This window comes from Paenibacillus curdlanolyticus YK9 (assembly GCF_000179615.1).
Lineage (GTDB): Bacteria > Bacillota > Bacilli > Paenibacillales > Paenibacillaceae > Paenibacillus_T > Paenibacillus_T curdlanolyticus.
This window is the reverse complement of the sequence record NZ_AEDD01000009.1, coordinates 1-12,615: the sequence shown is the minus strand read 5'-3', so window position 1 is coordinate 12,615 and position 12,615 is coordinate 1. Positions and strand designations below refer to the sequence as shown.

Genomic DNA, 12,615 nt, shown 5'->3' with positions numbered 1-12,615 from the left:
TTTCGTCACACTCCACCTATTCTGATCGATTTTATTACCTTACTTTAGCATGATGGCGCAGGAGTGTCGAGCGTCAGGCGTACCGAACTGATGAATGATTAGAATGACAAGAATGTGCCCTGCTTTATGTAGGAAGCGTCCCTTCAGGCGCTTGCGCTTAGGGGACGCCAGGCTCGGCTAAGAGGGAATGCCGACCTTTTTGACGAACGGCTTCGTATCTGCGTTGAACAGCAACAAATAAGGGCGTCTTTGCTCATCAAACACAAGCAGCAGCGGCGGCTTGCCTGCGCAGTTGAACAAGAATACTTCTTTGACGACTAATTCGGTTTGGTCAACCTTCACTTTGGCTGGTTTGAGCAGCGGAACGCGGTACACATACAAGCAGGAATCGTCGGATTTGAGCTGCGGCGCGAAGCCGGTGACCGATTTCAACCAGCCGCGTGCAAATTTTTGAAACTGCTTGTCGTTATCGATCGTTTTGACGACCTTTTCCGCCTTTACATCAAAAACTTGAACTGGTTGCTGCGGTGTCTGAGCTTTCTCCGTTGAAGCGTAGGCTGCTGCAGAAGAAGCAAATGCAAGCGTCATTAATAAGAAAGCAACTGCTGCAGCAATTCGGCAATGCGACCGAAATTTCATGACCATTCTCCTTTATCGATAAGATCACTAACGCCGTTCCACGTTAACGTTCCCATCTTGACACGGTTCCATGAGGGGGTATGATTAGGAAAATACAACAGAAATGCAAAGGAAGCGATCAACATGACCAAAGGTACATTGCGGCTTGCGCTGCTTCAAATGGATATTCAAATCGGGCAGCCGGAGCTCAATTTCGCAAAGGTGGAATCCATGCTGCAGAAGGCATTGAAGGCGGAGGAAAAGCCAGATGTGATCGTGCTGCCGGAGATGTGGAACACCGGATATGCACTGGATCAGATCGGTGAGCTGGCAGATGAAGGCGGTCAGCGTACGAAGCAGCAGCTGTCCGCTTTCTCTCGCGAGCATGGCGTCATGATCGTAGGCGGCTCCATCGCGGAGAAACGCGAGAATGGCGTATTCAATACGATCTACGCCTTTGACCGGCAGGGAGAAGTCGTTGGGGATTATGATAAAATTCACTTGTTCCGCCTAATGGATGAAGAGAAGCATCTGCAGCCAGGCGGTAAAATCGGTTCGCTCCAACTGGGCGAGATCGATGCGGGCATGATGATTTGCTACGATATTCGTTTCCCGGAGCTGTCTCGGAAGCTAGCGCTTGGCGGCGCGAAAGTGCTGTTCGTTCCTGCCGAGTGGCCAAATCCGCGGCTGCATCATTGGCGGACGCTGCTGCAAGCGCGTGCTATTGAGAACCAAATGTATGTGGTGGCGTGCAATCGGTGCGGGCAGAGCGGAGAAACCGTATTTTTCGGCCATTCGCTGGTGATCGATCCATGGGGCGAAATTATTGCCGAATCGGGCGATCAAGAGGGGATCTTGACCGCGTCAATCGATTTGGCGTTAGTGGACGAGGTGCGCTCGCGCATCCCGGTGTTCGAAGATCGCCGTCCGTCCTTCTATTAATTAACCGTTATAGTGCTGTTCGACGGTCCGCTTCATCGTTCGGATGAATGCTTCGGCTGCTCGGGAGAGATACCGCCCCTTACGGCTTGCAATAACAAGCGTTCGGGAAGGGGCGGGATCGCCGAGCGCCAAGTATAGCGGCGTAAATTCGCTTCGTGGCGCGCGCGTAATCATTTTCGGGACGAATGCAATTCCCATGCCAGCTGCGACGAGCGATTGAATCGTTTCGATATTGCTGCTTTCAAAAACGATATTGGGCGAGAAGCCGGCTTGCTCGCATAAATCGACCGTAATCTGGCGAAATCCTTGACCCTTCTTAAGTACGATAAAGGGCTCGCTTCGCAGCTCGTCCAGGTCAACTGGGCCTACGTGCTGGGCAAGGGAATGCCGTTCCGGGACGGCGAGGCAAATCTCTTCTTTAATAAGCGGCTCCCAGGCAAGGGCAGGATCAGACAGCGGCAGGGACAGCAGGCTAATATCCGTTTCGCCGCTGGCCGTCAACTGCTCCAGCTTGGATGAGGAGTCTTCGATGAGCACGACCTCGATTTCGGGATATTGGGAGCCGAAGACGGGAAGGACGAGCGGCAGCACATGGGAGCCTGTTATTGGAAGAGAACCGACGACAAGTCGCCCTTTGCGCATATGGGCCATATCCTCCATCTCTTGCTTCAGCTGCTCGGAAGCGTCGAGAATCGTCTGCGCTTTATGAACGAATACCGCGCCGGCATGCGTCAATTCGACAGAGTTCGTCGTTCGGCGGAATAGCAGCACCCCGATTTCCTTCTCCAGCTTCGACAGCTGTTGGCTGAGGGAGGGCTGGGCAATATGAAGCTTCTCGGCCGCGCGCGAGAAGTTTTTTTCTTTGGCAATTTGAATGACATATTGAAGCTGGCGTAATTCCATTATGGCCTCCTAACACAATAGCCGATTTATTGAACGTGTATAAGTCAAGATGTTATTGAAGGTTTGATTTCCTGTCATAGTTATAACCTATAATCGTTATAGATATTATATCTTGGATCAATGAATATGAAAATGTTATTGTTATATTAATTTCAAAGCACTTTTACGAATAGAGAATAGAACTCACGGGGTGATACGCGATGACGAAAAAAAGAACGATGTTTGAAAAAAATTGGGACAATCACGTCATTCATGCAGAAGAAGGCAAACCTAGCGTTATTTATATCGACCTTCATCTGGTACACGAAGTAACGTCTCCGCAAGCTTTCGAAGGACTCCGCATGTCGGGCCGTAAAGTCCGCCGTCCAGAGCTGACGTTCGCAACGATGGACCATAACGTACCGACGAAGGATCGTTTTAATATTACGGATCCAATCTCGAAGCAGCAAATCGACACGCTTACGCAAAACTGCAAAGATTTTGGCGTAAAGCTGTTTGACCTCGACAACATCGACCAAGGCGTCGTTCACGTAATGGGACCTGAGATCGGCTTGACTCACCCAGGCAAAACGATCGTTTGCGGCGATAGCCACACATCGACTCACGGTGCATTCGGCGCGCTCGCGTTCGGTATCGGCACAAGTGAAGTTGAGCACGTAATGGCAACGCAATGCCTCCAGCAATCCAAAGCAAAAACGATGGAAGTTCGTTTCAACGGCTCCCGTAAACCGGGCGTAACGGCTAAGGACTTGATCCTCGGCGTTATCGCAAAATACGGTACGGACTTTGCTACTGGCTACGTTCTGGAGTACACGGGCGAAGCAATTCGCACGCTGACGATGGAAGAGCGTATGACGGTCTGCAACATGTCGATCGAAGCTGGCGCTCGCGCTGGTCTTATCGCACCGGACGAAACGACGTTCGAATATTTGCGCGGCCGCGAATACGCACCACAAGGCGCAGCATACGACGAAGCGGTTAAAGTATGGGCAGAGCTTCGCACGGACGAAGGCGCTGAATTCGATACGGTTGTTGACTTCGACGTTGACTCGTTGATCCCGCAAGTAACGTGGGGCACTAGCCCAGGCATGGGTACGGACATCACGGCTACGGTTCCTAACCCGGCTGACTTCGCAACAGAAAATGAACGTAAAGCGGCTGAAAAAGCCCTTGAATATATGGACCTGAAACCAGGTACGCCAATCAGCGAAATCGAGATCGACTATGTCTTCATCGGTTCATGTACGAATGGCCGGATCGAAGACCTTCGCGCAGCTGCAGAAGTGGCAAAAGGGTACAAAGTTAGCGATCGCGTAACGGCAATCGTCGTTCCAGGCTCTGGCCGCGTTAAGCTGCAAGCTGAAAAAGAAGGCTTGGATAAAATCTTTATCGATGCAGGCTTCGAATGGCGTGAAGCAGGCTGCTCGATGTGCTTGGCGATGAACCCAGACGTTCTTCAACCAGGCCAACGCTGCGCTTCGACTTCGAACCGCAACTTCGAAGGTCGTCAAGGCCGCGGCGGACGTACGCACCTTGTATCGCCAGCAATGGCAGTAGCAGCTGCAGTAATGGGCCGCTTCACGGACGTACGTGACTGGAAGATCAAAACAGAAGTAGCGAACTAATCGCCACCGACCGAGAGGAGAACTGCGAACGATGGAAGCATTTGTTAATCATACAGGTATCGTAGCACCAGTTGACCGCGTTAACGTTGATACGGACGCGATTATTCCTAAGCAATTTCTGAAACGCATCGAACGGAGCGGCTTTGGCCAATTCTTGTTCTACGAATGGCGTTTCTTCGAGAATGGCGAAGTAAACCCGGAGTTTGAGCCGAACAAAGCGCGTTATGAAGGCGCGTCGGTTTTGATCTCCCGTGCGAACTTCGGCTGCGGCTCTTCCCGTGAGCATGCGCCTTGGGCAATTCTCGACTACGGCTACAAGTGCATTATCGCACCTTCGTACGCCGACATTTTCTACAATAACTGCTTCAAAAACGGCATTCTGCCAATCCGCTTGAGCGAAGAGCAAGTCGAAGACCTGTTCCAACGCACGGCGAAGCATGAAGGCTACAAGCTAAATATCGATCTTGAAAACAAAGTGCTGTCGGACGAGCATGGCCTGCGCATCGAGTTTGAACTCGACGAGCACCGCCGCCACTTCCTGCTCAACGGCTTGGATGATATCGGTCTGACGCTGCAGCATGAAGATAAAATTTCCGCTTTCGAAGCAAAACGCGCTGCACAAGCCGTTTAATCGAAAACTATAGCTTGTAAGAAGCCTCGAACGTTTGCCTTTCGGCAGCGTTCGAGGCTTTTGTTTTGGCGTACATAGACGAGGCGTTATTTGCTTTGAAGCTTCTGGTCGATTAGGACGGCTAATGCTTGGCCGCTTTTTCGTTAAGATGCACGACCCTCAGTTGAGCTAAGGTTTCGTCAGCCTGCTATGGCTGTTATCATTTGAACGATTTTGTTCGGTGGATCAGGCGCAGGCTCGCGGCAGCACGCCAGTCAGCCACCTGCTAGGCCAAACAATTGCCCAGCGCGCAGCCGATAAATAATCCGAAGGCTCTTAGACTCTTGTACCGGTACCGTAACGTACACGACTCGGATCTGTACCAGGCTCATGGAGCATCATCATTGCAGCAGCGAATTAAATCGAATGAGCGCCTGAGGTTAACGGCAAAATTTGATTGGATTCTCGTGAACAATTCTCCTGAAAACGCAACTTTTTCCGTCGAATCGCGTCTTATATGTCGTCTGTAAAAGTCGAATTGCGTCCAAGCGGCGCGGCTCGTGACGGGCAATCAAAATTCTAGTTCGAGGTGAAAGATGAGAAAGCTAGTTGTCGTCATCATGTTGCTGTCGGTCGTCATGTCTTTATTTCCTGTTGTGGGACAAGCAGCTTCCGTCGCGCCAAAGCTGTACCTCAACGGCAAACAGTTAATAACGAAAGAAGAGCCGCGCATCTATAACTCTTCTACGTTAGTGCCGGTAAGGGTAGTAGCGGAGGGTCTTGGTTACAACGTCACTTGGAGTCAAGCGGATAAGCGGGTCGATATTAATGATGTTTCGACTGCAATCGCGCTGACCGTCGACAATCAAATCGCTACTGTCAATGGAAATGAAGTGAGTTTGGAGACATCGGCCAAGATTTTCAACAATGTTACGCTAGTGCCGATTCGGTTTGTAGCGGAGAGCTTAGGTTTGCAAGTGTATTTTGACCAGCCGACGATGGCGGTTCACTTGTATAAAGCAGTGACGAGTCCGGAAGAGCCTTCAACGGGAACGGACCCCGGCTCCAACGGTTCGGATGGTTCGGAGACAAACTTGCCCGCTGATGTGCAGGGCATTGTGAAAGCTGTGCAGTTCGATGGCATGTCGAGCGTCACGATCGATTACGATGGCGTGATTAAGCCGAACAAAGCGTTCACGCTTACTAGCCCTGATCGTATCGTCGTTGATCTGCCGAATGCGGCATTCGCTACCGACTTAACGCCGGGTAAGGTCGTAGTCGATTCCCATGAATCGCTCACGCAGGTTCGCTATGCTGTGGGGCCGGACAAGTCGACTACGCTGCGTATCGTTTTAGACCTTAAAAGTCCTACGAATTATACGGTTAAGGAAGAGACTGGACGCATTCGAATTGATGTATTGAATCTTACAGGACCGTCGACGCCTCCGGTGGTTACCCCTCCTGCAGGTGGAGGAAGCACAACGCCGCCGGCTAATAAAGTGTATAAAGTCGTTATAGATGCAGGACATGGCGGCAAGGATCCGGGCGCAAGCAGCGCATCTGGCTTATTGGAAAAAACATTTAACTTAAGCGTTACCTTGAAAGTAAAAGCGCTGCTGGACAAGGAATCGAAGATTCAAGCAACGTACACGCGCGCCAACGATACGTTCATTGAATTAGGCGACAGGGTTAAAATTGCCAACGATTTGAAAGCGGATGCGTTTGTTTCGATTCATGCCAACAGCTACACGGCGACGTCCACTGGCACGGAAACCTACTACTATCGAGCTGAATCTAAGCCGTTTGCCCAGATCATGCACAAATATCTCTCCAAAGCGACCGGCTTGAAGGACAATGGCGTTCGCAGCGGCAACTTTAAAGTGATTCGCGAAACGACAATGCCGGCGATTTTGCTTGAATCCGGCTACTTGTCTAATGCGTCTGATACCAAAGTGTTATTCGACGATGCTACTCAGAACCGAATCGCGCAAGCGATCGTATCGGGCATCAAAGAGCAACTGAAGCTTTAATAAATGAGGTGAGCGGAAATGGCCCAAATGCACAGGAAAGCAGGCTTGCTTATTACAGGCGTACTCGTTCTGGCTTTGACAGCAGGGTGCGGAGCTAACGGGAAGTCATCAGGCGCGGCGCCATCGGACGGCGGGCAGCAGAAGCAAGAGCAGACGCAAGCCTCGAACGATTCGAATGATGCAAAGAAGCAAACGATCCAAGTGTATTACTCGGACAATGATTTGACCGTGCTTGTTGAGCAGAGCCGCGACATTACCTACAATACGGATTCCGAGAAAATAACGGCTGCCTTGCAAGCTTTGCAATCCGATGCGGAAGGAAATGCCGTTTCGTTGTGGAATAAAGCAGAGTTCTTATCTGCGGAGCTTAAGGATAGCAAAGTCACAATTGACATTCATTTTCCAGAAGGATCGCGACTAGGCGCGCCGGGGGAAGTAATGGCATTGGAGGCGCTGAAGAAGACGCTATTCCAATTCAATGAGGTGGGTTCTATCGAAATTCTTGTTGATGGAGAGACAGTCGACAGCCTAATGGGACATGAAGAATTGCCTCATCCGATCGTCAAGTAAGAGAATTTCTTTAGAATACCATGCTGCAAGGATCAGGGGAGGCTGCTCGTTCATGATTTATCATTCAAAATCTTTTAAAGCTTCGGCTTGGCTGCTTGCATTGTCACTAACGGCAGGCGGCACCGTGTCAGCTCAAGACATCATACCAAACCCGACGAGTGTAGTAGCAGCTGCGACGAGTACTGTACAGCAGAAAACGCCATTCGCTGACGTGAAGTCAGGACACTGGGCGGAGAAGCATATTGCCAAACTTGCTTTTCAAGGTATTATACTTGGCAATAACGGTCAATTTCGGCCGTCTGACAACGTAACGCGGGAAGAAGCGATCGTAATGGCCATTCGTTTTGCTGGACTGGAGAGCCAGATCGATCGAAATGAAGCGGTCGTTTTTCCGAACTCATTTAAAGTTGATAATTATTATGTTCCTTATGTCGTGCTTGCGATTGAGAAAGGGCTCATTGAGCAGAATGAGCAATTTAAATTAGCCGATAGCGAAAAAGATTCGCCATGGGGCAGCAGCAAGGCAACAAGAGAATGGGTAACGAAGCTCATCGTGAATGCAATCGGCAAAAGCGCGGATGCCAAGGCGCTGGCCAATTCTCCTGTTTCGTTCGCTGATTCCGCCTCGATCGGCAGCGGATACACCGGCTACATTAACGCAGCAGTATCCTTGCAGCTCGTAAATGGGGTAGCTGGAAATAAGTTTGATCCGAAGGGCGTAGTGAATCGCGCGATGATGGCAACGCTGCTCAGCCGTGCAGAGAGCAAGTATTCCATTGCATACGAGGGACAGTCGGCGGGCATCCTTACGTCGCTCGGCAACGGAACGGTCGGATTGTATACCGATGCGGGGCTAACGACCTTTACGGCGAGCTCGGACACGTTGTATGCACGCTCGGATTCCGAGCAGCTGTCGACTGAATCGGGCATGGTCCAATATGCGCATGCCTATGTCATTTCCAAAGCGGGCAAAGCGCTGTACGTCGAGCTGACGGATACGCAGCCGCAAGTCGAAACGGTGAGCGGCTCATTCGTCCGCTTGGTGCCTGCAAGCCAGAAAATGTATGTGTGGATTGGCGATGAGCCCGTTGAAATTAAGTATGACGATACGCTCCAAGTGTTGGATGAAAGCGGAAATAAGCTTGAGCTATCGGCATTGACGACGGACGCTTCGGTCAAGGTGACGCGCGATACGTTCCGGAAGACGCCGCTTGCCATCTCGGTCCAAATCGTCAATGCGCCCGTGAATAAATCAGGCAAAGGTACGGTTCAATCAGTAGGCGCATCGGCATTGACGATTACGAATGATGCGGGCAAGAGTGAAACTTGGAACGTAGCGGCTGACGCTGTACTCGTGACAGGCAACACGCTGCTGAAATCCTTGAACGAGCTGAAGCAAGGCGATTCGATCACATACGTGGTGAAAAACGGCGTGATCACTCGTGTCGAGGTGAGCGCTTCGGCGTCACGCACGGAATCCGGCGTATACTACAGCTCGGATGCGAAGACCATCACGTACATGAAAGATAATAAATATGTAACGAAACCGATAACGGATTTGACTATCGTTAACATTCAAGGACTTCCGACGGCTTTATTAACGGACTTGAAGTCGGGCGATTTGGTTGAATTGAAAATTAACGATGCGGATCAAGTGACCAGCGTGACCGTTACGAATCGGAAGGTCGAATTGGCTGCAGGCGTTGAAATCCGCAACTACGATGCGAAGTACAAAGCGCTCTCTGTTGTCGATAGCACAGGTACGCTCAAAACGCTCATGTTTAACGCATCGAGCACGATCGATTTCAATGGCGTTCCGTTTACGCTTGATGGAGCGGTTGCAGCAGGATTATTCACGCAAGGCCGCAAAGTTACAGTTAGCTACACGGGCGATACGATTGTGAAGCTTCAGCTGACTTACCGTTATTCGGGTACGGTCGTGTCGGTGAATCCGACAACCTCGAAGCTGACCCTTTCGGTCGGATCAGGCAATTTGTTGACCTTAACGATGCTGTCGCCTGTTGTTGAAGTGTATGGCAAGTCATCGGCTGTATTGTCCGATGTGCTGGTTGGCGATACAGTCACGGCGACGATGAATCAAGACCAGGACAAAGTGGTAGGCATATACGTGCAACGTACGCAACAGCTTAAGGTAGCTGCTGTGAATACGAGCACTTATCGCGTAACGCTTCGAGCACAGGACGGCACATTGGCGGAGTATAGTCTGTACAGCCTCGAGCTGCTCGACGAAACAGGCAACAAAATTTCTGGCGGCAATCTCGCAGTGGGCAACGTCGTAAACGTCACCTTTAGCGGTAAATCGCCTGTTTCACTTCAGCGAGTGCCAGTTACAGCAGGGGCGGTTCGCGGCATCGATGCAAACCAAGTCATCATTGAGGATTACAGCGGCCGCACCACAGCACTGCCGCTTGGGACCGGGTATTCGATCGTACGAGGAGGAGCCGTATCGACCAGCTATACTTCCTTAGTCGTTGGTGACCGTGCCGAGGTGCGCAAGGATACGAAGGGCAATGTCCTTATTACGGTGTTTGCGACCGAGAACAAAAAGTTTTGGAAATACGATTCGTCGACGAATACGCTGCAGACGAAGCGTGCTAGCGTCTCGGACGAAAATTACAAGTTCTCGCTTGCAGGTGTTGCATTAACGTCTAACGGCAAGACCATTGCTCCTCAATCGCTGACGGATGGAGATGCACTCATTTTCTATACCTACGATGGCAAGCTCGTCGAAATTGAGAAGCGTTAAATGATAATGAAATAAGGCTCTTGCTGACCGTTAGCTAATCGCTGGCGGTTAGCGAGAGCTTTTTTCGTTCAGGGCAGGCAATTCGTGGCAAATTGGTTGCGCAGGCTGACATTTTTCGCTACACTTTTGATCAATAGAGAAAATCGGGGAGAGAGCAGGATGAAAGCGAAGGAACGAATGCGCCGCATTTTAGACGACATGACGGAGATGTTCCCGGATGCGCATTGCGAGCTGCGGCACAGCAATCCATTCGAGCTGACAATCGCGGTCTTATTGTCTGCGCAATGTACAGATGAAACGGTGAATCGAGTGACGGAATCGTTATTTCAGAAATATAAAAAGCCGGAAGATTATATCGCCGTGCCGCTGGATGAGCTTGAGCAGGATATTCGGCGGATCGGCTTGTTTCGAAGCAAAGCGTCTAATATTCAGAAGCTGTGCCACCTTGTCATTGAGAAGTTTGGCGGCGATGTTCCGCGTGAGCATGAGCAGCTGACGGAGCTGCCGGGTGTCGGGCGAAAAACAGCGAACGTTGTCATGTCGAACGCATTTGGCGTGCCTGCGATTGCAGTAGATACCCATGTCGAGCGCGTATCCAAGCGGCTTAGCATCGCAAAGCCGGATGACTCCGTGCTTGAGGTGGAGAAAAAGCTAATGAAGCTTGTTCCTCGCGAGGAATGGACGCAGACGCATCATACGATGATCTTTTTCGGACGCTATCATTGCAAAGCGCAGCAGCCGAAATGCGAGATTTGCCCGTTGCTGGATATTTGCAAGGAAGGCGCTCGTAGAATGAAACCGACGGCTAACGTACGTACAAGCAAGAAGGCGTCGGAAGCGACTAGGCCTCGTACGAAGCAAGGGTAGCTCAGGCAGTAAAAGCTGGGAGTAGAGAGACGCCGTTGAGGCGAAAGGCACTGGGAGTGCGACACAAGAAAGTGGGAGAAACGGATGAGTCGTATGATGGAAACAGTCACGAATGAATGGATTCGTTCTATTGAAGCGGTAAGAGAAGCCGTTAAGCGGGCTGGAGATGAAGAAGCGGCAGCGAAATTGAAGGAGCTGGCCGCCAAACGGGCGAACGGGAAGCTGACCGTCGCTTTTTGCGGACATTTCTCAGCCGGGAAGTCGACGCTAGTCAATCGGTTATGCGGCGCAAAGCTGCTGCCGTCGAGCCCGATTCCGACGAGCGCGAATGTCGTCTCGATTCGAGGCGGCGAGCGTGCCTCGGTTACGATTGACCAAGTGCGCGAGGACGGCAGTCTGGAGACGATTGAGCTGCCGACGTCTGAGCTGGAGAACCTGAATCGATATTGTATCGATGGGGCTAAATATATGACGGTAGATATCGTGTATCCGGCAGAGGTGCTGGGCGACGATATTATTTTGCTGGATACGCCAGGAATTGACTCGACGGACGATGCGCACAAGCAGGCGACGGAATCTGCGCTTCATCTCGCGGATGTCGTGTTCTATGTGATGGATTATAACCATGTGCAATCGGAAATCAACTTTACGTTTGCCAAAGAGCTGAAGGATTGGGGCAAGCCGCTTTATTTGATCGTCAACCAGATCGATAAGCACCGCGAGCGCGAGCTGCCATTTGCGGAGTATCGCTCAAGCGTGGAGCAAGCTTTTGCAAATTGGCATTTGGAGCCTGCTGGCATTTTGTATGTGACGATGCGCGATCCGGATCATGCGCATAATGAGTTCGAGGCTTTGCTTGGGCTGCTGCGCAAGCTGGCTGTCCTGCGCGAAGGCCTGGCGGATTGGAGCGTTGCGGCATCTGTTCGGCATTTGACGAAGGTGCATGCGAAGCAGCAGGAGGAGCTGGCTGAGCCGGAGCGGGCGAAGCTGCTGGAGGCTGCTGGCGGGGAGGCTGGAGCGGAGGAGCTTCGCGCGACGATTGCTGCTTTGGAGCAGCGGATTCGCGAGCTGCGCGAGGAGCCGGAGCGGGTACGCTTAGCGCTTCGCGGCGAGCTGCAGTCGCTGCTCGATAACGCCATCATTACGCCAGCTGCGCTGCGCGATACAGCCCATGCTTTCCTGGAGAGCCGCAAGCCGGGCTTCAAGGCAGGCTTATTGTTTGCTGGCGCCAAAACGGCGGCGGAAAAAGAACGACGCGCTGAGCAATTCCGCACGGAGTTTGAGTCCGTTGTCAAATCGGCCATTGAGTGGCATGCCATCGAGCTGCTGCGCAAATCGGCAGATCAAGCGGGGTTGTCGGACGAAGCGATTTCGGAGCGTTTGAAAGAGGCTTCATGGTCGCCATCTGCGCAATGGCTGATTGATCGGGTAAATGCAGGCGCATCGTTCAGCAACGAATATACGATGACGTATAGTCGCGATATTGCAGCAGATGCAAAATCGGTTTATCGGCAGCAGATACTTCCGCTGATCGACGAGATCGCGGCCTTCGCCGGCCGCGAAAGCACAGCGCAGCTGCACGCGGCCGAAGCGGAGCTGGCCGCGCTCGGCTCGCGCGCAGCCGCGCTCGCGCAGCTCGCGGCGCTCGCGCAGCGGCTCGCCGCAGACGCCGCTGCGCTGGCG

10 protein-coding genes are annotated in these 12,615 nt (G+C 51.8%); 8 read left to right on the top strand and 2 right to left on the bottom strand.

The annotated features are described in order from the left end of the window. Nucleotides 1-177: 177 nt before the first annotated feature. On the bottom strand, nucleotides 178-639 hold the full coding sequence (locus PAECUDRAFT_RS16225; RefSeq protein WP_006039202.1) for a hypothetical protein: 462 nt from the start codon (nucleotides 637-639) through the stop codon (nucleotides 178-180). A gap of 123 nt (nucleotides 640-762) precedes the next feature. On the opposite strand from PAECUDRAFT_RS16225, the gene PAECUDRAFT_RS16220 reads away from it, so the two are divergent. Continuing rightward, complete coding sequence (locus PAECUDRAFT_RS16220) at nucleotides 763-1,560, top strand: carbon-nitrogen family hydrolase (protein ID WP_006039201.1); 798 nt, start codon at nucleotides 763-765, stop codon at nucleotides 1,558-1,560. On the opposite strand, the gene PAECUDRAFT_RS16215 is transcribed toward PAECUDRAFT_RS16220, so the two are convergent. Then, nucleotides 1,561-2,463, bottom strand: a complete 903-nt coding sequence (locus PAECUDRAFT_RS16215; protein WP_006039200.1) for a LysR family transcriptional regulator — start codon at nucleotides 2,461-2,463, stop codon at nucleotides 1,561-1,563. Nucleotides 2,464-2,663: 200 nt separating this feature from the next. On the opposite strand from PAECUDRAFT_RS16215, the gene leuC reads away from it, so the two are divergent. From leuC to PAECUDRAFT_RS16180, 7 genes are all read left to right on the top strand, one after another. After that, nucleotides 2,664-4,088 carry a 3-isopropylmalate dehydratase large subunit gene (gene leuC, locus PAECUDRAFT_RS16210; protein WP_006039199.1) on the top strand — a complete coding sequence of 475 codons (1,425 nt, stop codon included), beginning with the start codon at nucleotides 2,664-2,666 and terminating at the stop codon, nucleotides 4,086-4,088. A gap of 31 nt (nucleotides 4,089-4,119) precedes the next feature. Continuing rightward, nucleotides 4,120-4,719, top strand: a complete 600-nt coding sequence (gene leuD, locus PAECUDRAFT_RS16205; RefSeq protein WP_006039198.1) for a 3-isopropylmalate dehydratase small subunit — start codon at nucleotides 4,120-4,122, stop codon at nucleotides 4,717-4,719. Between the two features lie 575 nt (nucleotides 4,720-5,294). After that, entirely contained in the window at nucleotides 5,295-6,728 is a 1,434-nt protein-coding gene (locus tag PAECUDRAFT_RS16200; protein ID WP_006039197.1) for an N-acetylmuramoyl-L-alanine amidase family protein, read from the top strand. 18 nt (nucleotides 6,729-6,746) lie between these two features. Then, on the top strand, nucleotides 6,747-7,298 hold the full coding sequence (locus PAECUDRAFT_RS16195; protein WP_006039196.1) for a GerMN domain-containing protein: 552 nt from the start codon (nucleotides 6,747-6,749) through the stop codon (nucleotides 7,296-7,298). 52 nt (nucleotides 7,299-7,350) lie between these two features. Further along, nucleotides 7,351-10,065 carry an S-layer homology domain-containing protein gene (locus PAECUDRAFT_RS16190; RefSeq protein WP_006039195.1) on the top strand — a complete coding sequence of 905 codons (2,715 nt, stop codon included), beginning with the start codon at nucleotides 7,351-7,353 and terminating at the stop codon, nucleotides 10,063-10,065. A 159-nt stretch (nucleotides 10,066-10,224) separates the two neighbouring features. Next, nucleotides 10,225-10,932: an endonuclease III gene (nth, locus tag PAECUDRAFT_RS16185; RefSeq protein ID WP_006039194.1), complete on the top strand. Its 708-nt coding sequence runs from the start codon at nucleotides 10,225-10,227 to the stop codon at nucleotides 10,930-10,932. Nucleotides 10,933-11,016: 84 nt separating this feature from the next. After that, nucleotides 11,017-12,615, top strand: a 1,599-nt coding sequence (locus tag PAECUDRAFT_RS16180; protein ID WP_006039193.1) for a dynamin family protein, incomplete at its 3' end; no start/stop codon positions are given.